A 23,534-nucleotide genomic window follows, 5' to 3' on the forward strand; every position below is an offset into this window, starting at 1 on the left:
CGGGGCGTCCATCGGCCGGCCGGGTGGAGTTTTCGCTCACGTCGCAACGGTAAGTAATCGGCCTTGTCGGCGGTGCGGGACGCAGGCCGCGCAAAAGACTCTTCTCCATAGTGCGATATCTCGGCATAATCGCGGGGGGTGTACCTGGGCGGTCGAGACGAGCCGCCGCTGCGGGGGTAGTGCGTCTCGGGATGGATCGGAGCTCGATGGTACGCAGTCGTGCGGCGCTCACGACCACGGCGATAGCGGCCGTGGCCGAGCTGCTCGGCGTCGACGCGACCGCCGTCTGCACCGACGCGCCGTTTTCCGATCTGGGCCTCAGCTCCACCCAGCTGGCCCGGCTGACGGCGCGGCTGGAGGATGCGATGGGGGTCGAGGTTTCGCTGACCGCGATCTACGACTACCCCGACATAGACCAATTGGTCGAGTATCTCGCGATGCGATGACCGGGATATCCATCGTCGGGATCGGCTGCCGGGTACCGGGAGCCGAGGGCGGCGACGAGTTCTGGCGGCTGCTGCTGGCCGGACGCGATGCCACCGGGCCGCCACCGGCCGGGCGGCTCGGCAGCAGGCACGGCGGATATCTGGCCGGTGTCGACGCATTCGACAACGAGTGGTTCGCCCTCACCGACCGGGAGACCGCGCTGCTCGACCCGCAGCAGCGGCTGGCCATGGAGGTCGCGGTCGAGGCCATCGACGATGCCGGGATCGGCTACCGCACCAAGGGTTCCGGTGCGGCGGTGGTGTTCGGCGTCGGCGGCTACGACCACGGCATCGCGGTGCTCGGCCGGGACGGCTTCGACGCACGCTACGCGGTCACCGGTGCCGCGCTCGGCATCATCGCCAACCGCCTGTCCTATGTGCTCGATCTGCGCGGGCCCAGCCTGGTGCTGGACACCGCGTGCTCGTCGTCGCTGGCCGCCGTCGATGTGGCGGTGCGGCTGCTCGCCGACGACGCGGTGCCCTTCGCGATCGTCGGCGGTGTCAATCTGACGTTGCTGCCGCATGCCTCGAACTACCTGGCGGCGGCCGGATTCCTGGCGCCGGACGGACGCGCCAAGCCGTTCGATGTCACCGCGGACGGCTTCGCACGCGGCGAAGGCTGTGCCGTGGTGATCCTGCAGCGCACCGAAGACGCGGTGCGCGAGGGCAATCGGGTGTACGCGGAGATCGCGGGCACGGCGGTCGGTTCGGATGGGCGTTCCAACGGGCTCTACGCACCGAACGGTCGCGCGCAGCAGGACACGGTGCGCGCCGCGTGGTCGCGCGCCGAGCTCGATCCACGGACCGCCGGATATCTCGAATGTCACGGCACCGGAACGCCATTGGGCGATGCGGTGGAGGTCGGCGCGCTGGCAGCCGTTGTCGCACAGGATATTTCGGAGCACACCCCGCCGATCTGGATAGGCTCCGTGAAGTCCACTATCGGACACCTGGAGGCAGCCGCAGGCGTCACCGGGCTGATCAAGGCGGCGCTGACCATCCACCACGGCGTCATCGCGCCCACCGTCGGATTCCACACCGAGAACCCACTGCTGAAGCTGGCCGAGCGCGGCCTGCGGGTGCCGACCGCGCCCATCGACTGGAGCACGGTGCCGCTCGGTGCACGCCGGGCGGGTGTCAGCTCGTTCGGCTTCGGCGGCACCAACGTGCACGCGGTGCTGCGCGGCGTCGAGGTTCCCCGAGTTGTCCGCGGCGACGACCCGCCGGTGCTGATCCCGGTCACCGGTCGCGACGCCGCGGAACTGGGCACCCAGGCCCTCCGGTTCGCCGAACGGCTCGAACTCGGCGGCGAGCCACTGCGCGAATTCGCCTCCGCGGCCGCCAGATTGCTGCCCGCGCGCATGCGAGCATGCGTGCTGGTGCGTGACCGCGGCGACGCGGTGCGGCAGCTGCGGGCAGTCGCGCAAGGCGATTCGAGTACGGCGGTGCTCGGTCCGTCCACGACACGGCGGCAGGGTGGCGTGCTGTTCCTGTTCGCCGGGCACGGCGGGCAGCATCCCGCGATGGGCCGGGCGCTCGCGGCCCGGCACAGCGCTTTCGCCGCCGCGTTGGCCGAGGCCGCCGACGCGATCGTCGCGGCCGGTGGGCCTCGGGTCTGGACGCCGCGGCACGGGTTCGCGACAGCGGCGTCAGGCAATGGGAGCACCGGAAACGGCTCGCCCGCTACGGCATTCGCGCAACCCGCGATCTTCGCGTTCCAGGTGGCGCTGGCGGAGTTGCTGGCGGCGTGGGGCATTCGGCCGGACGCGGTGGCCGGGCACGGACTCGGCGAGATCGCCGCCGCGGTCGCCGGCGGCGGGCTGTCGCTGTCGGATGCGGCGCTGATCGTGGTGCGGCGCAGCAGGATCCCGGCCGGACCGGAGGGCCGGACGGCGATGGCACTGCTGTCGGCGGCACCGCACGAGGCGGCGAAGCTGGTAGAGCCGATGCGCGCGCAGGTGGAGATCGCGGCGGTCAACGGACCACGGTCGGTGATCGTCTGCGGCACACCGCGCTACATCGATACGCTGGTCCGGCGGGCCAAGCGCCGGGATATGTCCGCGCTGCGGATCACCGATGACTCCACCACGTACCGCCCACTGGTCGACGCAGTGCCGCCGGAATTCGTCGAAGCGCTCGCGGAACTGAAGCCGATGACACCGCATGTCCCCCTGTATTCCACCGCCCGCCGTGCCGAATTGATCACCACGGCAGTCATGGATGGCGCGTACTGGGCCGCGAATGCCTCGAGAGCAGTCGAACTCGCTGCCGCGCTGGAGCGCGCCGCCGCCGATGGGCTGTCCACCGTGCTGGAAATCGCGCCGCATCCGACGCTGAACCAGGCCGTCCAGGAGTATCCCGATTTCCGCGACGCCACGCACCCGGTGGCGACCCGTGACGACGAGGCGGGTGAGTTCCTCAGCTGCCTGGCTCGGCTGCATCTCGAAGGCCGGCAGGTCGACTGGTCCGCACAGGGCCCGTTCCGCATCGTGCCGCCGCGAGCGTGGCGCAAACGCCGGTTCCCCCTGATCACCACTCCCACGGAGCCGGATGACGCCGAATCCGGTTTTCCCCCTGACGATCTCACCGATCACGTGATCAACGGTGTGCCGACGGTGCCCGTGGCGTTCTGGCTGCGCAGGCTGCTGCATTTGGCGCATACCGACTCCGGAGCAGCGACGATGCTCACCGACTTCGTGGTGTACGAACGCACCGAGCTCTCGGCTCTGCCGCAGGTACGCTATCGCAGGCATGGCGACGGAGGTCTACGGGCGGAGGCCACGGAGGCCGCAGCGCTGGCATCGGCGCGGCCCGGCGGTGACCCCACACCCGCGGATATCGTCGCATGGATGCGGGTAGTGGATGCCAACCGGGCTGGACGACATCGCATGCGGATGATCGCGCCCGCCGCCTTCTACACCGAACTGCGCGGGCGGCGGCTCGAGTACGGGCCACGCTTCCAGGTGCTGCGCGGCATCGCGACGGGGCCGGACAGTGCCATCGGTCTGTTCGACGTCGCCGAATTGCACCACACCGCAACGTTGAACGGCTGTCTGCAGTTGCTCGCCGCGACCGTATACGACGATCTGCCCGCCGAGCTGATCCCGCTGCCGATCGGCCTCGAATCCGGCTGGCTGTCCGCCGAACCGAACCGGACCGTCCTCGAAGCCCACGCGTTCCTGCGCGAGCGAACGGCCACCGGACTCACCGGCGATGTCATCGGCACCGACCAGCACGGGGTGCCGTGTCTCGCGTTGTCCGGCGTGCGAATCCGGTTCGCCGGACCGGATGCGCCCGCCCACGTCGTCGCGGCACCGCGCGCCGCTGAGCGCCCTCCGCCCTTCCGGCAGCAGATTTGGCAGACACCAGAGCTAATCGGCCTCGACGAGTCCGGCGGTCCGAATGTCGAGCGCGCCTTGGTGATCGGCGGCTCGGGTCTGGCCGAACGATTGGCCGACGCGCTCGCGGCCACGCTGCCCACCGAACGGCTGGCCCGCGAGCCCGATGCCGCGCGACCCCTCATCACCGCCTTGCCGATCGGGCATACCGGCCGGGCGCACACCGCGGTCGTCCTCGTGTGGCCGACCGAAACAGATTCGTCAGCAACACAATCCGACCCCATCGGCCCCGGCCGCAGCGCCGCCGCGACGACCTGCCGCGTCCTCGATCTGCTCCAGCGGGTGCACGCCGACGACGGCACCGCGTCCTTGACGATCGTGTTGCCGGAACCCGTCATGCCGAAGCCACAGCACGGTGATCCCGATGTGCTCGCCGCCCCGCACGCGATCGCCGGTCTGGTGCGGTCCCTGCAGCTGGAATCCCACCGCACGGTGCGCCTGATCTGGGCGGACGCGGATACTCGTAGCCTCGCACCGCTCGGCCAACTCATCGCGGAGAGTGCCGCGACCCAGATTCCCGACGAATTGCGCCTCCGGGCAGGCGAACTCGCTGTCCGCCGGTTCACACCCGCGCGACTCCGGTCGACCCCGGCCACCATCGATGCCACCGGCACCTACGTCGTCACCGGCGGATTGGGCCTGGTCGGCGCGGTCGCGGTGCGCTGGCTGCTCGATGCCGGAGCCCGCGACGTCGTGGTGCTCACCCGCGCGCCACGCCCGGTGCCGCCGCTGCTCGACGGGCTGGAGGACCGGATCGTCGTGGTGCGTTGCGATGCCGCCGACCGGCGCGATCTGGCCAACGCGCTCAACGACATCCGCGAATGCGGCTCGACCATTCGCGGCGTCGTGCACGCGGCGGGCACGACCGCCGACGCCGCCTTCGACGCGATCACACCCGGGCAGCTGACCATGCAGTTCTCACCCAAACTGACCGCGGCAGGCAACCTGATCCACCTCACCGCGGCCGACCCGACCGACTTCATTCTGCTGTTCTCCGCCGCCACCGGCGCGCTCGGCGGGCCGGGCCGGGCCGCCGAGGCCGCCGCCAACGCGGCGATGGACTCGCTCGCGCTGACGTATCCGGGTCGGGGCGTACTCAGCATCGGCTGGGGCCGGTGGGCGCCGGGTTCGCCGGTGCGACAGGCAGGTATCGCCGCCTTCGACACCCGGTACGGTGCCGCGCTGCTGTCGGAGGTGCTGCGGTACGCCGGGACGTACCTGTCGGCAGTGGACTACATTCCGACGGCAGACTCCGCGCCCCTGCCGCGGCGACTGTCGAATCTGCTTGCCCCCATGAGCTCTTCGGTCGACCCGAAGCCGGTGGTCGAGCCTCGGCCACACATCGACCCGCCGACGTTCTCGATACCGCCACTCGATCCGACCGGCCCGCTAGTCGTCGCACACACCGGCGAGGCCACGTGACCCCGGGCAACAGCCTCGCCGCGCGGGTCGCCGAGTTGGCCGCGACCCGTCCGGACGACATCGCGTACACCGAGCTGCGGTACCGGATGCAGGAGCGGATACCCGTCTCCCTCACCTACGCCCGCTTGCATTCCGCCGCAGGCGAACTCGCCGACCGCGTCCGGGACGGGAGCGCGCCGGGTGACCGGGTCGCCATCCTCTGTGCGCACGGACTCGACTATGCCGTCGCGTTTCTCGCCTGCCTGTACAGCAATCGCATTGCGGTGCCGTTGTTTCCGGCGGCGGGCACGCGCAACAAGGACCGGCTGCTCGCGGTGCTCGCCGACGCGCGACCGACGCTGGCGCTGCTGTCGTATGGCGACTCGACCAGCGCGGCCGTGCTCGGCCCCATGCTCGGCCAGGTGGCCGAGCTGCCCTCGGATGTCACCGCACCGTCGGCGGATTCGACCGAACCGATCGTCGAACCGCTGCGCGCCGAACTCGCCTACCTGCAATACACCTCGGGCTCGACCCAGTCGCCGGCCGGCGTCCGGGTCACCCACGCGAACATGACCACGGCGCTGGAACAGCTGCGGCAGGCCCTGACGCCGCGCAATCCGATCCTGACCTGGCTGCCGTTCTTCCACGACATGGGCCTCATCCTCGGCATGGCACTGCCGCTCTACTGCGGTGTGCACGGGTTGACCATGTCGCCCGCGGAATTCGCGAAGCGGCCGATCCGGTGGCTGCGCGCCGTCAGCGACTACCACGCCGGCATTACCGGCGGACCCAATTTCGGTTTGGCCCTTTCCGTTTCGGCGACGACGCGGCAGGAGCGGGCCGGGCTCGACCTGTCCGGGCTCGACATGCTGCTCAACGGCTCCGAGCCGATCCGGCCCGAGGCGCTCACCGAATTCACCGAGGCCTTCGCCGAATACGGCTTCCGGCACCGCGCGCACACGCCCGGCTTCGGCCTGGCCGAGGCGACGCTGACCGTGACCATCTGCGACTGGCGGGACGAACCGGTGGTGCGGCAGTTCGACCGCAGCGCGCTCGCCGAAGGCCGGGCGGTGCCGCCGACCGCCGAGACGCACCCGCTCGGCGCTACCCCGCTCGTCGGCTGCGGCGCGCCGGTCGGCCAGGACGTGCGCATCGTGCACCCGGTGTCCTGCGCCGAGCTGCCCACCGGCCGGGTCGGCGAGGTCTGGGTCGCGGGCGCGAACGTGTGCGACGGCTACTACGGCAGGCCCGACGCCACCGCTGAGGCGTTCCACGCCACCCTGCGCGGCAGCGACGCCCGCTGGTTGCGCACCGGCGACCTCGGCTTCTGGTTCGATGACCAGCTCTTCATCGCGGGCAGGCGCAAAGACGTCATCGTCGTCGACGGCCGCAATCACTTTCCGGGTGACATCGAGGCGACGGTCGAGGCCTGCGCCATCGAGATCCGGCCGGGGCACGTGACGGCGTTCGGGCACGACGACGGACGCCGCGAAGACCTGGTGATCGTCGCCGAACTGCGCATCGTCGAGGCCATCGAACCCGCCGAACTCTCGGTGCTCGCCCGCCGGATCCGCACCGCGGTCGCGGCCGCGCACGAGGTGATACCCGGCTCGGTCATGCTGGTCGAGCCGGGCCGCATCCCCAAGACCACCAGTGGCAAACTGCGCCGCGGCGAATGCCGGGCCCGCTATATCGCCGGTCAGCTCGACCCGGTGGCGATGATCTGAGCTCGCCCGAAACACCGGCGAGGTCCCGCTGATCCGGCCCGTCGGCCGCGATGATGAGGCGCATGGCAAGCGACACCATCTCCGTGCAGTGGAAAGACACTCCCGAGGAACACGACTATCCGGCAGCCGCCGACTACCTGGAGCTGCTGGCCGGGCCGAAGGTCGTCAGTGCCGTGGTGGACGACCTGCGGGCCGCCCCCATCGTGCACAAGAAGGCCAAGGACATTCTGCGCGCGGCCCGGCTGGAGCTGCTGCCGCCGGAGAATCCGCATGTCCGGCGGGATTTGATCAAGATCAACAATGGTAAGGCGCTGTCGCCGATCCTGTTGGTGCGCGGCGATTTCCGCACCGGGACGCCGATGGTGATCGCCGACGGCTACCACCGAGTCTGCGCGATCCACTGGGCGGACGAGAACATGGCCATTCCGGCGAAGATAGCCGCCATGCCGTGACCTTCTCCATCCTCGCGCTCGTCCTCGCGCTCGGCCTGTGCGGGCCGCTGCTCGCGCTGCGCAGTTCCTGGCACGTGCCGGTGATCCTCGGCGAAATAGTCGCCGGAATCGTCTTCGGCGCCACCGGGTTCGGCGTGCTGCACAGCGCCGACCCGATCTTCACCTTCCTTGCGGACATGGGCTTCGCGGTGGTCATGTTCGTCGCGGGAACCCATGTGCCGGTGCGTGATCCGGCGGTGCGGTCCGCGCTCGGCGTCGGCGCGGTACGCGCGGTGCTGGTCGGATTGCTCGCTGCCGCAGCGGGTTTCACCATTGCGCACTGGTTCGATACCGGGCACGGCGCGATGTACGCGGTGCTGCTCGCCTCCTCGTCGGCGGCGCTGGTGCTGCCGATCATCGACTCGCTCGGCCTGCAGGGTAAGCCGGTGCTCGCGTTGACCGCGCAGGTCGCGATCGCCGATACCGCCTGCGTTGTCGCACTGCCGTTGGCCATCGCTCCGGGCAATGCCGGTCGCGCGGCGCTCGGCGCGCTGGCGGTCGCCGCCTGCGGGGTCGTGCTCTTCGTGCTGTTGCGGTGGCTGGCGGTGTCGGGTGTGCGGCGCCGGGCGCATCGGTTGTCCGAGGACCGCAAGCTCGCGCTGGAACTGCGGGTGAGTCTCGCCGTGCTATTCGCGCTGTGTGCCGTGGCCACCCAGACCAAAGTGTCGATCATGTTGGCAGGCTTCGCCGCCGGGCTCGCGGTAGCCGCGATCGGCGAGCCGCGCCGGGTGGCTCGTCAACTGTTCGCGATCAATGACGGATTCCTCGGCCCGCTATTCTTCGTCTGGCTCGGCGCTCGGCTCAACCTGCGCGACTTCGGCGAGCATCCGCGGCTCATCGCCCTCGGCCTGGCACTCGGCATCGGCGCGGTACTCGTTCACTTAGTGCCCCGGCTGATCGGCCAGCCGGTCGGCTACGGCGCACTCGCGGCGGCGCAGATCGGCGTTCCGGTCGCCGCAGTCACCGTCGGCACCGAACTGCAGGTACTGGTGCCAGGAGAGGCGGCCGCCCTGATGCTCGGCGCACTGTGTACGATCGCCGCAGCCGCAGTGGCGGCGAATCGCCTGGCCGCACAGGCTCCGAAAGAGGCTGCCGCACAGTAGCGTTCACTCTTAGCCGAGTAGCCGATCGGGCCGCCGTGACCACCGACGACGAACCCGATCGACTACCCGCGCCGCACTTGCCGAACGACCGGTGTCGTCAGCAGTCCGAGCTAGTTGTCTCGATCGGATCCTTCATCGATCCCTTGCCGTTTCTGCTCGTCCTTCAGCGCCTTGCGCATCTTCATCATCTTCTGGTCATAGAAGTCGATGATCTGGGATTCCTCGGTGAACTTCAGCTTGGTACCCCACTTCTCCGTCTGCGCCTTGAGCGCGGCGGTCCAGTCGGCTTTGAACTCCTCGTTGCTGCACATCAGGAACCGCCACGTACGCAAGCCGTCCATGTCGGTGAAATACGAAGGTACTGGGTACTTTCGATGCTCACCCAGCAGCAGGATCCGGGTGACCACCACCGGATCCTGCACGGACTCGAGCGGCGTCATGCGGTATCCCTCCCAGTACTCCCGCATCGCGGTGTCACTGAACTGGGCCTTCGCGTTCTTCCGGCCCGTGCCGGCGGCAGTGCCCGGCGGATCCTCCCTCGGGTCGATGGCGCCCTCACCCTTGCCGATGTCGCACAGCGTGCCCGCGATCCACACCCAAACGCTGAAGTTGTTCTTGAAGTTGCTGGCCTCCGCGCTTTCCGCGCTTTCGATCTGTGCCTTGTCCTGTTCTTTCGGTCGCGCGGGCTCCGCATGCGCCGGCGCGGCGCCGATGACGAACAAGGCCGAGAATCCGGCCGCCATGAGCGCGGGTATGCGTGAAAGCATCAGTCCTCCTACGGATCGCCATGCACGTGACATGCCGCAGTCTCGGATCGAGGCGCGACGCCGTGGTTCGATTCCGCTCGGAAGAGCTTTACCGAGGGGCCGAGGCCACCTTCCTATTCGGTGCCGCGGGCGCTAAAGATCGGATCGTGGGAGAACTGGCGACTCCGGCGGACGACAGACGCGCTCACTCGTCGGCGCGACCGAGTAGCCGATCGGTCTCGCGCCGTTCGCGTTTGGTGGGTCGGCCGGAGCCGCGGTCCCGGCGCGGCATGGTGGCGAGGATCTCGCGGGAGGGCGGCGGCGGGCTGCGGTCGATCAGGCATTGCGCGGCGAGGGGCGCACTGACGCGCTTGGTGACGATCTGCTCGACGATCACGATGCGTTCGATGCCGCTGATGCGGATGCGCACCTCATCGCCGGGCTTGACCGACTGGGCGGGCTTGGCCGCCGCGCCGTTGACGCGGACGTGCCCACCCCGGCAGGCCTCGGCGGCAGCGGATCTGGTTTTGAACAGGCGCACGGCCCAAGTCCATGAATCGACTCGGGCCTGCGTCGCGGTGCTCTTGTTTCCGCTTACGCGGATGCCGTTTTCGGCGGGGGTCACTCGTTAGACGATACGGCGTGCGGTGACGATATCGCCCTGGCGGAGCGGGGTGTAGGAGACGGGCGAGCCGGACTGAACGGCGTTGAGCAGCTTGCCGTCACCCGCGTAGATGCCGACGTGGCCGCCACCGTTGGTCACGACGATGTCGCCGGGCTGCAGGTTCTGGAACGCCACCGGAGCGCCGACGTGCGACTGCTCGAAGCTGGTGCGGGGGAGTTCGACGCCGGCCTGACGGTAGGCCCACTGGACCAGACCCGAGCAGTCGAAGTTGGAGGGTCCTGCGGCGCCCCAGGAGTACATCGCACCGACCTTGGTCTTGGCGGCGTCGAGCGCGATATCGCTGGCACTGGGTGCGGGATTGAACAGACCGGGCATGTTCGGCGCGAAGTTCGGGATGCCGGGCGCCGCCTGCTGCTGCGGTGCGCCGGGAACCTGCGCGTTCGGCATGGCCGACACGGCCTGCTGGATCTGCTGGTTGAGTTGCTGGACGGGCGCCTCGTATTCCTGTGGCACAGGAACATCGAAGTTGCCGAGTCCGGGGAGGTTGATGGTTGCCGCCATCGCGGGGATCGCGGGCATCGCGCCGGTTGTCGCGGCCACCGCGCCCATGACGAGGGCACCCTTGACGGAATTCGGCAAGCGCGAATCCCGCTGCATGCTGTGTTTACCCACCGAGCTACGTCTCCGATCTTCGTACTCTCCCGCCGACCGGTGAGCGACCAGAAAATGGCCGCAAGGAATCACCCAGACGAACACTGTGGGTGTTCCCGGCACGGCAGGCGGGAAGATGGCCCCGACGGCCGCTAAGGCGGTAACTGTGTGGCGCCGCTTCTCTTTCGAAACGACAGGACTCCACTAAGTCACGAAGAGATTACGATGCCGACGCGGTGTTGTCCAGCGCAACGACCTGGTAGTTTTCCGGTCCCGACAAACTCCCTGGACGATCGCCCGGAATCCCGACACGCCCATCGGGTCACGACACGATATCGGCGAATAAGTGTCTGTTACCGATCGGTGGCAAATGTCCGAATCGTCCGCTGGGAATTCAGGATTCGCGACCGTTCGAGGCTTCGCCGTCGCGTTCGGCGAGCGCCTGCTCGAGTTCGGCGATCCGGCGCCGCGCGTCGGCGAGCCCGACTTCGAGCTGGCCGAGCGCCATCACCAACGGCCCGACCGCGAGGTCGGCCACCAGCTGCGGATCGTCGTAGCCGCGCTCTATCGCCACCAGGATGTTGGCGCGGATGCGCCGCGCCACCGTCGCGCCGGCCGGCACGTTCCAGGATTCGACCACCTCGGCGGTGGTCGGCGTGGGCTCGTCGGACATGACCCTCCGATACTCGCTGGAAACGCCACCAGCGTAATGACTTCCGTGCCCATCTCAACCGGGCGAGAGCAATCGTGCAATACCGGCCGCTAGCAATATCTAGGACACGCCGTAGATACGGACAGATTTCGCGGACATAACGCGCTACGGTGTTAGGGCATGGACCCCGTGCGGAATCCGTATGCTCCCGGAGCCGGACAGCGCCCACCCGAATTAGCCGGGCGCGACAAGCAACTCACCGCTTTCGACATCGTGCTGGAGCGCATCGCGCGCGGCCGCCCCGAACGCAGCGTCATGCTCACCGGCCTGCGTGGCGTCGGAAAAACGGTGCTGCTCAATCAACTTCGCTCCACCGCCATCTCGCGCGGCTGGGGCACCGGCAAGATCGAGGCGCGACCCGATCAGGAACTGCGCAGGCCGCTGTCTTCCGCGCTGCACATGGCCGTCCGCGCCATCGCGATGTCGCACCGCAATCCGGAGCGGGTCGACGACTTCCTCGGCATCCTCAAGGCTTTCGCGCTGCGCGCCACCGCGGACAAGGGGATGCGGGAACGCTGGCAACCCGGCATCGACGTGCCCGCGGTCACCGGCCGCGCGGATTCCGGCGATATCGAGATCGACCTGGTCGAGCTGCTGGTCGAAGCGGCGGCGCTGGCCAGCGAAATCGGCGTCGGCATCGCGATTTTCATCGATGAGATGCAGGATCTCGGGCCCGCCGACATCTCCGCGATCTGCGGGGCCTGCCACGAATTGAGCCAGGACACCGCGCCGCTCATCGTGGTCGGCGCCGGACTGCCGCACCTACCCGCGGTGCTGTCCGCGTCGAAGAGTTACTCCGAGCGACTGTTCAGTTATCACCGTATCGATCGACTCGACCGCGAATCGGCCGACCTCGCGCTGATCGCGCCCGCCGAGCGCGAGGAGGTGAAGTTCACCGACGAAGCGCTGGATGCGCTGTACCACAAGGCGGATGGTTATCCGTACTTCGTGCAGGCCTACGGCAAAGCGGCCTGGGATCAGGCGCCGGAGAGTCCGATCTCGGCCGAGGATGTCGAGGTGGCCGCGCCGACCGCGGAGGAGGAGTTGGCGGTCGGCTTCTTCGGCTCCCGTTACGAACGGGCAACACCAGCCGAGCGAGAGTACATGCGCGCCATGGCCGATCTGGCCGGCGACGACGGTCCGGTGGCCACCTCGGCGGTGGCCAGCGAACTCGGCCGCAAGCCCGCCTCGCTCTCGCCCGCCCGGGACGGACTGATCAAGAAGGGCCTGATCTATTCGGCCGAGCGCGGCACCATCGGATTCACCGTGCCGCACTTCGGTCGCTACTTGCGCAGCGTGTGAGTTAGAAAATCGGGCAATACGAACACCGGGAAATAGCCTCGTATTAGCTTGTCTACCAAGATCATTAGAGATCGATAGAAATCAATCGACCTGCAGCCCTACCGGCCGGTAACTAAAGTTCCTACACTCGAATGTGATCCTGATCACGTCCGAGGAGGACATCATGGCGACAGCCGCGAAAGTCGACGCCACCGAAGAGCAGGCCCGCGCACTGGTCGAGGAATCCCGCGAAACCAGCTGGGCCAAACCATCGTTCGCGAAGGAGATGTTTCTCGGTAGGTTCCGGCTCGATCTGATCCACCCCTACCCCCAGCCGGGGGCCGAGGACGCCGCCCGCACCGCGGCCTACCTGGCCAAGCTGCGCCCGTTCTGCGAATCCATCGACGGGCGGGTGATCGAGGCGGAGGGCCGGATCCCGGACGAGTACGTCAAGGGGCTCGCCGAGCTCGGCTGCTTCGGCCTGAAGATTCCGGAATCCTATGGCGGACAGGGCCTTTCCCAGTTCGGCTACAACCGTGCGCTGATGCTGGTCGGCTCGGCGCACCCCAGCCTCGGCGTGCTGCTCTCGGCGCACCAGTCCATCGGCGTGCCCGAGCCGCTGAAGCTGGCGGGCACCGACGAGCAGAAGGCCGAGTTCCTGCCCCGCTGCGCCGCGGGCGCGGTGAGCGCATTCCTGCTCACCGAGCCCGACGTCGGCTCCGACCCGGCCAGGATGGCGAGTACCGCGACCCCGATCGAGGACGGCACCGCCTACCAGCTCAACGGCGTCAAGCTGTGGACCACCAACGGTGTGGTCGCCGAGCTGCTGGTGGTGATGGCCAGGGTGCCCAAGAGCGAGGGGCATCGCGGCGGCATCTCCGCGTTCGTGGTCGAGGCCGATTCGCCGGGCATCACGGTGGAGCGGCGCAATGCGTTCATGGGCCTGCGCGGCATCGAGAACGGCGTCACCAGGATGTACAACGTGCGGGTGCCGAGGGCCAATCTCATCGGCCGCGAGGGCGACGGCCTGAAGATCGCGCTCACCACCCTCAACGCGGGCAGGCTCGCCATCCCGGCGCTGTGCACCGCGTCGGCGAAGTGGTCGCTGAAGATCGCCAGGGAGTGGAGCACGGAGCGGGTGCAGTGGGGCAGGCCGGTCGGCGAGCACGAGGCGGTCGGTCAGAAGATATCCTTCATCGCCGCAACCACTTACGCGTTGGAGGCGGCGCTCGATCTGTCCGCCGCCATGTGCGACGAGGCGCGCAACGACATTCGGATCGAGGCGGCGCTGGCCAAGCTCTGGGCCAGCGAAATGAGCTGCACCATCGCCGATGAGCTGGTGCAGATCCGGGGCGGGCGCGGCTACGAGACGGCGGCCTCGCTCGAGGCCCGTGGCGAACGCGCGGTCGGTGCCGAACAGCTGGTCCGCGATCTGCGGATCAACCGCATCTTCGAGGGTTCCAGCGAGATCATGCGGCTGCTCATCGCCAGGGAGATGGCCGATGCGCACATGTCCGCCGCGGGTGCCCTGGTGGACCGCAACGCCGAGTTCAAGGACAAGGCCAAGGCGGCGGCCGGTGCGACCGGCTTCTATGCCAAGTGGTTCCCGCAGCTCGCGGTCGGCTCGGGCACCGTGCCCGCGACCTATACCGAATTCGGCACGCTGGCAAAGCATCTGCGGTTCGTCGAGCGCAGCGCGCGCAAGCAGGCCAGGTCGCTGATGTACGCGATGGGCCGCTGGCAGGCGGGGCTGGAGTACAAGCAGAACTTCCTCGGCCGGATCGTCGACATCGGCGCCGAGCTGTTCGCGATGTCCGCAGCCTGCATGCGAGCGCAGTCGTTGCGCACCGCGAACGCGCCGGAGGCCACCGCGGCAACCGAACTCGCGGACGCCTTCTGCAAACAGTCCAGGGTCCGGGTCCGCAGGCTGTTCGACGCGCTCTGGGACAACACCGACGACGACGACCGCACATTGTCCCGCGGCGTCCTCACCGGCCGCTACACCTGGCTCGAGGAAGGCGTGTTCGATCCGAGCGAGGGCACCGGTCCATGGATCGCCGAATGGCAGTTGGGTCCATCGACCGAAGAGAACCTGCTGCGCCCGTTCCTGCCATCCACGCGCAGCCACTCGGCCCCCTGACCTGAACCGCGCCATCGGGCGTCACGTTCTGCGACGAACGTGACGTCCGCTGCTGCCGTCATAGGCGAATATCCATATGTATCGGCAAATTACTAGATAGCAGTAGATTCCCATGACAAGGGAGGGATGACTGCTCCGTAGCCGAATCTAGGGCACTCTAGGGAATCCGATCGATGGGCCTATACCCGGCAAGCGAGGGCTGATCATGGCTCTCTACCGGAATCTAGGGCTCGACCTAGTGATTCGTAGATTCTCCGATCGTCGAGGATCGCGCGGCCCGTACATGCATACCGTGCGTCGGTTGCACAACTTGTCCATAACGCCAGGTATGAGCTGGTAACGCGGGGGAAATGTATATCGACAACCGGGCAAGAACGCTCCGCAAGGATGCACCCTCCTAGGAGGACGTCATGTCCACGACGATTTCGCGCTGCGCCGCCGATTACGACGGTCACCGGGTCACGGTGTCGGCCGAGGACGGTGTCCCGATCTCGGTTCGCGCCTTCGGGACCGATTCCGCGTCACTCACCGTGGTCTTCGTGCACGGGCACTGTCTGCGCACCGAGTCCTGGTCCTTCCTCCGTGACGAACTGCTGCGGCAGTGGGGCGCCGAGACGAGGATGGTCTTCTACGACCATCGCGGCCACGGCGAATCCGGCGAGGCGCACCCGTCGACGTACACCATCGACCAGCTCGGCCGCGATCTCGACACCGTGCTGCGGACGGTCGCACCGACCGGGCCGGTGATCCTGATCGGGCATTCGATGGGTGCGATGGTGGTGCTGGCCTACTCCCGGCTGTTCCCCGAAACGATCGGCACCCGAATCGTCGGTGTCGGCCTGATCGCCGGTGCCGCGAACGGTCTCACCGAGGTGGGGCTCGGCCGGTTCCTGAAGCGGCGCGCGGTGAACTCGCTGCAGGTGGCCGTGGTGCGCGCGCCGCGCGTCATGCAGGGCTCGAAGCGGCTGTCCCGCAGGCTCTTCGAGCCGATCATGCGCGCGGCCAATACCGGCACCAGGCGGGTGAATCCGCGGATGGTCGCGGTCGCCACCGCCATGCTGAACGACACGCCGCTGCTGACCATGTCGAGCTTCCTCGCCTCGCTGATCACCTTCGACGAAACCGCGACCCTGCACCGGCTCGGCACCATCCCCGCGCTGGTGCTGGCAGGCACCGCCGACATCGTGGTGCCGTTCGCGCACTCGGTGGTGCTCGCCTCGCAGCTGGCCGGTTCGCAGCTGGTTCCGCTGGAAGGCGCCGGGCACAGCGTGATCTTCGAGCGGGCCGAGGAGGTGGCGCTGTCCATCGTCGGTCTGGTCGATCAGGTGGTCGCCGGGATGCGCGGGCAGGGGCCGGAGTACGCCGTCGCCGGATGAATGCTGGGCGGTCCCGGATCACCGAAATTGACCGATCGGTGGTTCACACCAAGCGCGACCGCCGGGCTCGAGCAACAATTGGGCGAACTGCCGAACTTTGGCAGCTGACGAGCCAGATCTGAATTCTTTCTGTACTGTGTTAAAGATCACGTTGTGTGGTGAGTCACACGACTTGGTGCAGCGCGCTTCCAGGCAGACCATGGAAGTACCCGTTACCCACCGAGTTCGCAGGTCTGCCAGGAACACAGGAGGTATCGATGACACGCAGCGAAATCGCTGAACTCCGCTACACGGTCGGCCAGCTCCGGCAATCCATCGGCGCACTGCGGGCCCACTACGGCGACGCCAATATGGTGCGGCGGCTGGAGAACGACCTCGAGCGGCTCGTCATCGACGCCGACGAGCTCGAGCAGTCACCGCCGCCCGAGGTACACCGCCGCCCGCAGGACACCATCTACGTCCCGGACAGCAAGTCCGACGAGGCGGCCTGGATGGGCGCACAGGACGAGGGCTTGGGCTTCCACTCCCGCCCGAGAACCAAGTAGCGCAAGACCGAACTTCGCGGGCCCGGTCCGTGCCGGCGGGCCCGCGAAGTGCCGTTCACACACGGTCAGGCGCGGTGCCGCCCGAAGCGGCGGGCGGGGCGGGCGCCGTGGAAGCGGGCGCCGCGAGGGGTCTCGACGATGGGGGCGGCCCCGGCCGATTCGAATAGTGCGGCGATGCCGTGGTCGTGGCCGAGGGCGATCGCCTCCAGGCCGTAATTGCCGCCGGTGCGGGACAGTTCGTGCAGCATCGTGGTCATGATCCGCAGGCCGGTGGCGCCGACCGGATGCCCGAGGGCGATGGCCGAGCCGTTCACGTTGAGCCGGTCGCGCGGATCGAAATCCCATTCCCGGGCCAGCGCAAGCACTTCCACCGCGAAACCCTCGTTCACCTCGACCAGATCGATGTCGTCGAGGGTGATCCCGGTCCGGCCGAGCAGCTTGGCGACGGCCGGTGCCGCGCCGAGAGTGGCGGTCTCCGAATCACATCCGGCCGCGGCCCAGCCGACCAGATACGCCATCGGCGTCAGGCCGAGATCCACTAGACGATCCTCCGCGACAACCAGACAGGCCGACGCGCCATGCCGATGGGCGCTCATATTGCCCGAGGTGACCACGCCGTTCGCGAGCAGCGGGCGCAGCGCGGCCAGGGTGTAGGTGGAGACATCGTCGCGTAAACCCTCGTCACGCAGAATGCGGTGTCCGCCAGTGCCTTCGAGACCCGGGTCGGCCCAACCCGGCTCATCCACCACACCGACCGGGATCACCTCGGCGGCGAAGTTGCCCTGCCGCCAGGCGCGCGCGGCCTTGCGATGGCTCGCCACGGCGAACTCGTCGGCCTCGATCCGGCTGATGCCGTAGTAGCGCGCCAAGTCCTCGGCGTTCATCAGATCGGACGTAGTCGCTGATTCCCCATGGCAGGCAACGGCATCCGCGGCGCACTCGACACCGCCTGCCACCACCACATCGGCCGCGCCGGTCTGCACCATCATGGCCGCGGTGATCACCGCCTGCAGGCCACTGCCGCAGCGTCGATCGGTCAGAAAACCGGGAACGGCGAAGGGCAGACCCGCGCCGCGCGCGGCCAGCCTGCTCAACTCCGGCCCGGTAGCCAGACCCCCGTCGATACACGCCATGGCGACGTCCTCGATCCGCATCGGGTCGATCCCGGAGCGTTCGATCACCGCCGACAGCACCGTCGAAGCCATCCATTCCGGCGGCATTCCGGACAGCGCACCCCCCTCGATCCCACTCGGCGTACGCACCGGCGCAACGATCGCGGCTCTTCTCATCTTGGTTCTCCTTCTCCCGGCCAAGTCCGGCGCGACGTGGGCATCGGCGCACGTCAGCGGGTACATCTCGAGGAAAGAGGACCACAATTATGTTGCCTCCGTGTGACAACCGGCGCGTCGGTATTTCGACTTCAGGTTTCGTTTAGTCGGGACGCCCTCGAATGCTGTTCTGTTTTAGTCGAGTTCGAAGAGTTAGCGGTCGGTTCACCGCTCGACGGCAGCTGTTGAAGTGACATCCAATGTGGCGCAAATCACGGGCATCCGGCTGGGTCCGGTATGCCGGGACCCCGCTCGAGCGATAGCGGGGGTGTCGTATGGTGCTGGGCATCACATTCGATTTGCGGAGGTATCGATGACCAACCGCACAGCAGAGCGAGGCATCCACCTGTGAGTGCCGCACCGACCACCAGCCCCGAAACGGGGAACGGTGTCTTCAGCAAGACCAGGGCCCGAATCTCAGAACGCACGCTGCGCACCGACCGATGGTGGGTTCCACCACTGGTCACGGTGCTCGGACTGGGCGCGTTCGTTATCTACGCGACGATCAGATCCTATGTGCGAACGGCATATTGGGTTCCGGACTACCACTACCTGACGCCGTTCTACTCGCCGTGCCTGAGCACCTCGTGCGTCGAGGGCGCCAGCCACTTCGGCACGCCGTTCGGCGACTTGCCGGTGATCCTGCCGCTCGGCTTCGTGGTGCTGCCGTTCCTGCTCGGCTTCCGGCTGACCTGCTACTACTACCGCAAGGCCTACTACCGGGCCGTGTGGTTCTCCCCGCCGGCCTGCGCGGTCGCCGAGCCGCACGCCAAGTACACCGGCGAGACCAGGCTGCCGCTGATCATCCAGAACGCGCACCGCTACTTCTTCTATGTGGCCATTGTGGTTTCGCTGATCAACACCTACGACGCGATCGCCGCGTTCCACGGCAAGGACGGCGGCTTCGGGCTCGGTCTCGGCAACTTCGTGCTGTGGCTCAACGTGATCCTGCTGTGGGCGTACACGCTGTCCTGCCATTCCTGCCGGCACATCGCGGGCGGCCGGCTCAAGCACTTCTCCGCCCATCCGGTGCGCTACTGGTTCTGGACCCAGGTCTCCAAACTGAACACCCGGCACATGGCGCTGGCCTGGACCACCCTCGGCACCCTCGTGCTGACCGACTTCTACGTCATGTTGGTTGCCAGCAAGACGATTTCGGACTTGCGGTTCATCAACTGATCCGTCCCAACCCCAGGAGTATTCGCGGCCATGCCAGAAGTAGAACGGCACAAGTACGACGTCGTCGTCATCGGGGCCGGTGGCGCAGGATTGCGCGCGGTGATCGAGGCCAGAGAACACGGCCACTCCGTCGCGGTGGTGTGCAAATCCTTGTTCGGCAAGGCGCACACCGTGATGGCCGAGGGCGGCTGCGCCGCGTCGATGGGCAATGCCAACGAAAAGGACAACTGGCAAACGCATTTCAAGGACACGATGCGTGGCGGCAAGTTCCTGAACAACTGGCGCATGGCCGAACTGCATGCCCAGGAGGCACCCGACCGGGTGTGGGAACTGGAAACCTATGGGGCACTGTTCGATCGGACCGCCGACGGCCGGATCAGCCAGCGCAACTTCGGCGGCCACACCTATCCGCGGCTCGCGCACGTCGGTGACCGCACCGGCCTGGAAATCATCCGCACCATGCAGCAGAAGATCGTCTCGCTGCAGCAGGAGGATTTCGCGGCGACCAACGACTACGAGTCGCGCATCAAGGTCTTCTCCGAATGCACCATCACCGAACTGCTGAAGGACGGCGACCGTATTTCCGGCGCGTTCGGCTACTGGCGCGAATCCGGTCGCTTCATCCTGTTCGAAACGCCCGCAGTGGTTTTGGCGACCGGCGGCATCGGCAAGTCGTACAAGGTGACCTCGAATTCGTGGGAGTACACCGGCGACGGCCACGCGCTCGCGCTGCGGGCCGGGGCGACGCTGATCAACATGGAGTTCCTGCAGTTCCACCCGACCGGCATGGTCTGGCCGCCCAGCGTCAAGGGCATCCTGGTCACCGAGGGTGTGCGCGGCGACGGCGGCGTCTTGAAGAACACCGACGGCAAGCGGTTCATGTTCGACTACATCCCGCCGGTCTTCAAGGGGCAGTACGCCGAGACCGAGGAGGAGGCCGATCAGTGGTTGCGCGACAACGACTCCGCGCGCCGCACCCCTGACCTGCTGCCGCGTGACGAGGTGGCGCGCGCGATCAACGAGGAGGTCAAGGCCGGTCGCGGCACACCGCACGGCGGCGTCTTCCTCGATATCGCCTCGCGGATGCCCGCCGACGAGATCAAGCGCCGGCTGCCGTCCATGCACCACCAGTTCAAAGAGCTTGCGGACGTGGACATTACGGCGGAGCCGATGGAGGTCGGGCCGACCTGTCACTACGTGATGGGCGGTGTCGAGGTCGATCCCGATACCGGGGCGGCGACGGTGCCCGGCTTGTTCGCCGCGGGTGAGTGTTCCGGCGGCATGCACGGCTCCAACCGGCTCGGCGGCAACTCGCTGTCGGACCTGCTGGTGTTCGGCCGCCGGGCCGGGCTCGGCGCCGCCGCGTACGTCGAGCAGCTCGGCGAGCGGCCGGCGATCACCGACGCCGACATCACCGCGGCCGCGAAAGTCGCGCTCGCGCCGTTCGATCCGCCCGCCGACGGCGCGGGCGAGAACCCGTACACCCTGCACACCGATCTGCAGCAGACGATGAACGACCTGGTCGGCATCATCCGCAAGGAGCACGAGGTGCGGGAGGCGCTGACCAAGCTCGACCAGCTGCGGGCCCGGTTCAAGCAGGTCACCGTCGAGGGGCACCGGCAGTTCAACCCGGGCTGGCACCTCGCGCTGGATCTGGAGAACATGCTGCTGGTCAGCGAGTGCGTCGCGAAGGCGGCGTTGCTGCGCACCGAGAGCCGCGGCGGGCACACCCGCGACGATCACCCGGCGATGGATCCCGACTGGCGCAACAAGCTGCTGGTCTGCTCGGTGGATCCGAGCACGGCGGGCGAGACGATCCCCGATGTCACTGTGACGCCCAAGGATCAGACCCCGATGCGGCCGGAGCTGCTCGCCCTGTTCGACCTGAGCGAGCTGGAGAAGTACTACACCCCGGGCGAAACCGCCGGGCATCCGGCGGCGGCCGGGCAATCGACAGAGGGAAAGGCGTAGCGATGGGTTACGACGCCAAATTCCGCGTGTGGCGCGGCGACCTCGACGGCGGTGAGCTGCACGACTTCACCGTGGCGGTGAACGAGGGCGAGGTGGTGCTCGACATCATCCACCGGCTGCAGGCCACCCAGGCGCCCGATCTGGCGGTGCGCTGGAACTGCAAGGCGGGCAAGTGCGGTTCCTGCTCGGCCGAGGTGAACGGGCGGCCGCGCCTGCTGTGCATGACCCGGATGTCCACCTTCACCGAGGCCGAGGTGATCACGGTGACTCCGATGCGCACCTTCCCGGTGATCAAGGACCTGGTCACCGACGTGTCCTTCAATTACCAGAAGGCCAGGGAGATCCCGTCGTTCACGCCGCCCGCGGATCTCAAGCCGGGTGACTACCGGATGAAGCAGATCGATGTGGAGCGCTCGCAGGAGTTCCGCAAATGCATCGAATGCTTCCTGTGCCAGAACACCTGTCACGTGGTGCGCGACCACGAGGAGAACAAGACCTCGTTCGCCGGGCCGCGGTTCCTGATGCGGATCGCGGAGCTGGAGATGCATCCGCTCGACGTCGGCGATCGGCGCGATCTGGCGCAGGACGAGCAGGGGCTCGGGCTGTGCAATATCACCAAATGCTGCACCGAGGTCTGCCCCGAGCACATCAAGATCACCGACAATGCGTTGATCCCGATGAAGGAGCGCGTGGCGGATCATAAATACGATCCGCTGGTGTGGCTGGGCAACAAGCTGTTTCGTCGCTGACGAGGTGGACTCCGGCCGGGCGTTGACCTCGGCCGGAGCACGCGCCCTTTACAACATCGTCACCACACCGACGGCGACAACTCCGACGAGTACGCCGATGAACAATGCGGACACCAGCGAGCCGGTGAGGATGAACAGCCCGATCGTCGTCACGGCAAACAGCAACGCGACGATCAGCCATTCCACCCAATCACCAGGTCGCAATTTCTTGTACCGGGAGTGGGAGCCTTTGAGCCCACGGTCCACAAAGAGTGGTCTACCCGATTGTTATCCAAGCGAAACTTAACGCGGCCGAGCTATTGCGGACGGTCGAACTCGCCGTCGTGCACGCCCGCCGTGAACGCGGCCCACTCGGCCGGGGTGAAGACCAGCACCGGACCGTCCGGGTTCTTGCCGTCGCGCAGGCCGACATGACCGTCCGCGAGCAGGGCCACCTCGACGCTGTCCTTGCCTTCGCCCTCGCCCGCTTTGCGCCACGCCGCACCGGCGAGGTCGACATTCGCGCCATTATTGATGCTCACGACAAAAGGCTCCTTCGTTAGCAGTGCACGTAAACTATTGCGCCCCAATTAGATCGATACTCACACCGCGAACTCTTTGGCCACCTGCCGGAGCAGCTGTCGGCTGCTCTGGATATCCAGCGCGGCGTGCTGCAGGCTCTGGTGTGCCCGATGGTACCGCTGCACATCGACCGGTCTTTCCAGATACAGGTCTCCGGTGAATCCCTCCACGTACACCACCGGCGGCTCGACCGGCTGCCCCTTGCCGTCGGTGCCGAACTCCAGCACGGTGAACGGGCCGGTGGGATCCCCGAGCGGAATGCCCGCCGTGAACGGCAGAATGCGCACCGAGACATTGTCGCTGGTGCTCAAGTCCGCGAGGTGTCGTAGCTGGGCCGCCATCACTTTCACGCCACCGACCACGCGGCGCAGCACCGATTCGTGCAACACCACGGCAACCTTCGCGGGGGCGGCCCGCCTGGTGATCAACGCCTGCCGCTGCAACCGCAGTTGGACGCGTCGCTCCAATTCGGACTCGGAATCGTTCGGATAGCCGAGACGATGCAGGGTCCTGGCGTAGTCCGCCGTCTGCAGCAGACCGAGCACCAGTTCCGATTGGTAGGAACTCAGTTGCTGGGCCGATGCCTCCAAACCCACGTAGACGTCGAAGTTTTCGGGGATCAGGTCGCCGTAGGCGTGCCACCAGCTCTTGACCGCGGCCTGCTGGGCCAGGCCCTTGAGGCCGTCGGCCAGGTCCTCGTGGATGCCGTAGATGCGGCACAGTTCCTGGATGTCGATGGTGCGGATCCGATCGGCCTGCCCCTTCTCCAGGCGCTGCAAAGTGCTTGCGCCCCACTCCATCAGCCGTGAGGCCTCGGCGATGGTGAGGCCGGCCTGGGTGCGCCAGTCGCGCAGGTACCGGCCGAGCTGCCTGCGCGGTAGGGTGGAGGAGACGCCCTCGATACCGGTCGGTTTGTCCAACCCGGGCAGTCGCTCCGAACTCGTTGACGCTCTTGCCGAACTCGCTGACACAGCACGCTCCGTTCTGTGTTCGGCTGCTCACCCGTGACTTTCCGGGGGCAACCAGCAAGCTCGGTTCCCCGTCACTTCGCTTGGGCAGCGGGCT

At 67.4% G+C, this 23,534-nt stretch carries 20 protein-coding genes; 12 read left to right on the forward strand and 8 right to left on the reverse strand.

Annotation, left to right across the window (positions count from 1 at the left end; all coding sequences use genetic code 11):
* The first annotated feature begins 206 nt into the window (after window positions 1-206).
* The 5 genes from ACFWF1_RS02560 (at window position 207) to ACFWF1_RS02580 (ending at window position 8,605) form a co-directional block, all read left to right on the forward strand.
* Window positions 207-446, forward strand: a complete 240-nt coding sequence (locus tag ACFWF1_RS02560; protein WP_379283265.1) for an acyl carrier protein — start codon at window positions 207-209, stop codon at window positions 444-446.
* Window positions 443-5,305: a type I polyketide synthase gene (locus ACFWF1_RS02565; protein WP_379283264.1), complete on the forward strand. Its 4,863-nt coding sequence runs from the start codon at window positions 443-445 to the stop codon at window positions 5,303-5,305. Before ACFWF1_RS02560 ends, ACFWF1_RS02565 begins: the two co-directional genes overlap by 4 nt.
* Entirely contained in the window at window positions 5,302-7,011 is a 1,710-nt protein-coding gene (locus ACFWF1_RS02570) for a fatty acyl-AMP ligase (protein WP_379283263.1), read from the forward strand. The genes ACFWF1_RS02565 and ACFWF1_RS02570 overlap by 4 nt, the downstream gene beginning before the upstream one ends.
* 62 nt (window positions 7,012-7,073) lie before the next feature.
* Window positions 7,074-7,463 (forward strand): hypothetical protein, encoded by a 390-nt coding sequence (locus ACFWF1_RS02575; RefSeq protein ID WP_379283262.1) that lies wholly within the window; start codon window positions 7,074-7,076, stop codon window positions 7,461-7,463.
* Entirely contained in the window at window positions 7,460-8,605 is a 1,146-nt protein-coding gene (locus tag ACFWF1_RS02580; protein ID WP_379283261.1) for a cation:proton antiporter, read from the forward strand. The genes ACFWF1_RS02575 and ACFWF1_RS02580 overlap by 4 nt, the downstream gene beginning before the upstream one ends.
* A gap of 110 nt (window positions 8,606-8,715) precedes the next feature.
* Here the strand turns inward: ACFWF1_RS02580 and ACFWF1_RS02585 are convergent, their stop codons facing one another.
* The 4 genes from ACFWF1_RS02585 to ACFWF1_RS02600 all read right to left on the reverse strand — a co-directional run bounded on the left by ACFWF1_RS02585 (window position 8,716) and on the right by ACFWF1_RS02600 (window position 11,300).
* Window positions 8,716-9,372, reverse strand: coding sequence for a hypothetical protein (locus ACFWF1_RS02585; protein WP_379283260.1), 657 nt, complete (start codon window positions 9,370-9,372; stop codon window positions 8,716-8,718).
* 184 nt (window positions 9,373-9,556) lie between these two features.
* Window positions 9,557-9,976, reverse strand: a complete 420-nt coding sequence (locus tag ACFWF1_RS02590; protein WP_379283259.1) for an RNA-binding S4 domain-containing protein — start codon at window positions 9,974-9,976, stop codon at window positions 9,557-9,559.
* A 3-nt stretch (window positions 9,977-9,979) separates the two neighbouring features.
* Window positions 9,980-10,615, reverse strand: a complete 636-nt coding sequence (locus tag ACFWF1_RS02595; RefSeq protein WP_357380208.1) for an NlpC/P60 family protein — start codon at window positions 10,613-10,615, stop codon at window positions 9,980-9,982.
* A 406-nt stretch (window positions 10,616-11,021) separates the two neighbouring features.
* A complete protein-coding gene (locus tag ACFWF1_RS02600; protein WP_379283258.1) occupies window positions 11,022-11,300 on the reverse strand; it encodes a hypothetical protein in 279 nt (92 codons plus the stop codon).
* A gap of 159 nt (window positions 11,301-11,459) precedes the next feature.
* Here ACFWF1_RS02600 and ACFWF1_RS02605 point away from each other — a divergent pair, with 159 nt between their 5' ends.
* From ACFWF1_RS02605 to ACFWF1_RS02620, 4 genes are all read left to right on the forward strand, one after another.
* Entirely contained in the window at window positions 11,460-12,641 is a 1,182-nt protein-coding gene (locus ACFWF1_RS02605; RefSeq protein WP_379283257.1) for an AAA family ATPase, read from the forward strand.
* Between the two features lie 163 nt (window positions 12,642-12,804).
* Window positions 12,805-14,760: an acyl-CoA dehydrogenase family protein gene (locus ACFWF1_RS02610; RefSeq protein ID WP_379283256.1), complete on the forward strand. Its 1,956-nt coding sequence runs from the start codon at window positions 12,805-12,807 to the stop codon at window positions 14,758-14,760.
* A 410-nt stretch (window positions 14,761-15,170) separates the two neighbouring features.
* A complete protein-coding gene (locus tag ACFWF1_RS02615) occupies window positions 15,171-16,136 on the forward strand; it encodes an alpha/beta fold hydrolase (protein WP_379283255.1) in 966 nt (321 codons plus the stop codon).
* Between the two features lie 257 nt (window positions 16,137-16,393).
* Window positions 16,394-16,681 carry a hypothetical protein gene (locus ACFWF1_RS02620; protein WP_379283254.1) on the forward strand — a complete coding sequence of 96 codons (288 nt, stop codon included), beginning with the start codon at window positions 16,394-16,396 and terminating at the stop codon, window positions 16,679-16,681.
* A 65-nt stretch (window positions 16,682-16,746) separates the two neighbouring features.
* Here ACFWF1_RS02620 and ACFWF1_RS02625 read toward each other — a convergent pair whose 3' ends face one another.
* Window positions 16,747-17,970, reverse strand: coding sequence for an acetyl-CoA C-acyltransferase (locus ACFWF1_RS02625; protein WP_379283253.1), 1,224 nt, complete (start codon window positions 17,968-17,970; stop codon window positions 16,747-16,749).
* A gap of 387 nt (window positions 17,971-18,357) precedes the next feature.
* On the opposite strand from ACFWF1_RS02625, the gene ACFWF1_RS02630 reads away from it, so the two are divergent.
* The 3 genes from ACFWF1_RS02630 to ACFWF1_RS02640 are packed head-to-tail and all read left to right on the forward strand — an operon-like array spanning window position 18,358 to window position 21,908.
* Window positions 18,358-19,188 carry a hypothetical protein gene (locus tag ACFWF1_RS02630; RefSeq protein WP_379283251.1) on the forward strand — a complete coding sequence of 277 codons (831 nt, stop codon included), beginning with the start codon at window positions 18,358-18,360 and terminating at the stop codon, window positions 19,186-19,188.
* A 30-nt stretch (window positions 19,189-19,218) separates the two neighbouring features.
* On the forward strand, window positions 19,219-21,159 hold the full coding sequence (locus tag ACFWF1_RS02635) for a fumarate reductase/succinate dehydrogenase flavoprotein subunit (RefSeq protein WP_379283250.1): 1,941 nt from the start codon (window positions 19,219-19,221) through the stop codon (window positions 21,157-21,159).
* 2 nt (window positions 21,160-21,161) lie between these two features.
* Window positions 21,162-21,908, forward strand: a complete 747-nt coding sequence (locus tag ACFWF1_RS02640) for a succinate dehydrogenase/fumarate reductase iron-sulfur subunit (RefSeq protein WP_357380199.1) — start codon at window positions 21,162-21,164, stop codon at window positions 21,906-21,908.
* A 48-nt stretch (window positions 21,909-21,956) separates the two neighbouring features.
* On the opposite strand, the gene ACFWF1_RS02645 is transcribed toward ACFWF1_RS02640, so the two are convergent.
* The 3 genes from ACFWF1_RS02645 to ACFWF1_RS02655 form a co-directional block, all read right to left on the reverse strand.
* Complete coding sequence (locus tag ACFWF1_RS02645) at window positions 21,957-22,094, reverse strand: hypothetical protein (RefSeq protein ID WP_379283249.1); 138 nt, start codon at window positions 22,092-22,094, stop codon at window positions 21,957-21,959.
* A 110-nt stretch (window positions 22,095-22,204) separates the two neighbouring features.
* The gene (locus ACFWF1_RS02650; protein WP_379283247.1) at window positions 22,205-22,429 is read right to left on the reverse strand and encodes a DUF397 domain-containing protein; all 225 of its coding nucleotides are present in this window, start codon (window positions 22,427-22,429) and stop codon (window positions 22,205-22,207) included.
* Between the two features lie 60 nt (window positions 22,430-22,489).
* Window positions 22,490-23,389 (reverse strand): helix-turn-helix domain-containing protein, encoded by a 900-nt coding sequence (locus ACFWF1_RS02655; RefSeq protein ID WP_379283246.1) that lies wholly within the window; start codon window positions 23,387-23,389, stop codon window positions 22,490-22,492.
* Between the last annotated feature and the right edge of the window lie 145 nt (window positions 23,390-23,534).

The organism is Nocardia sp. NPDC060255 (assembly GCF_042727395.1).
Taxonomy (GTDB): Bacteria; Actinomycetota; Actinomycetes; order Mycobacteriales; family Mycobacteriaceae; genus Nocardia.

What these genes read in the sequence shown, in the direction of transcription:
- ACFWF1_RS02560 (WP_379283265.1), top strand. Translation starts at nt 207, where the DNA reads ATGGTACGCAGTCGTGCGGCGCTCACGACCACGGCGATAGCGGCCGTG.
- ACFWF1_RS02565 (WP_379283264.1), top strand. Translation starts at nt 443, where the DNA reads ATGACCGGGATATCCATCGTCGGGATCGGCTGCCGGGTACCGGGAGCC.
- ACFWF1_RS02575 (WP_379283262.1), top strand. Translation starts at nt 7,074, where the DNA reads ATGGCAAGCGACACCATCTCCGTGCAGTGGAAAGACACTCCCGAGGAA.
- ACFWF1_RS02585 (WP_379283260.1), bottom strand. Translation starts at nt 9,372, where the DNA reads ATGCTTTCACGCATACCCGCGCTCATGGCGGCCGGATTCTCGGCCTTG.
- ACFWF1_RS02600 (WP_379283258.1), bottom strand. Translation starts at nt 11,300, where the DNA reads ATGTCCGACGAGCCCACGCCGACCACCGCCGAGGTGGTCGAATCCTGG.
- ACFWF1_RS02605 (WP_379283257.1), top strand. Translation starts at nt 11,460, where the DNA reads ATGGACCCCGTGCGGAATCCGTATGCTCCCGGAGCCGGACAGCGCCCA.
- ACFWF1_RS02610 (WP_379283256.1), top strand. Translation starts at nt 12,805, where the DNA reads ATGGCGACAGCCGCGAAAGTCGACGCCACCGAAGAGCAGGCCCGCGCA.
- ACFWF1_RS02615 (WP_379283255.1), top strand. Translation starts at nt 15,171, where the DNA reads ATGTCCACGACGATTTCGCGCTGCGCCGCCGATTACGACGGTCACCGG.
- ACFWF1_RS02620 (WP_379283254.1), top strand. Translation starts at nt 16,394, where the DNA reads ATGACACGCAGCGAAATCGCTGAACTCCGCTACACGGTCGGCCAGCTC.
- ACFWF1_RS02625 (WP_379283253.1), bottom strand. Translation starts at nt 17,970, where the DNA reads ATGAGAAGAGCCGCGATCGTTGCGCCGGTGCGTACGCCGAGTGGGATC.
- ACFWF1_RS02635 (WP_379283250.1), top strand. Translation starts at nt 19,219, where the DNA reads ATGCCAGAAGTAGAACGGCACAAGTACGACGTCGTCGTCATCGGGGCC.
- ACFWF1_RS02640 (WP_357380199.1), top strand. Translation starts at nt 21,162, where the DNA reads ATGGGTTACGACGCCAAATTCCGCGTGTGGCGCGGCGACCTCGACGGC.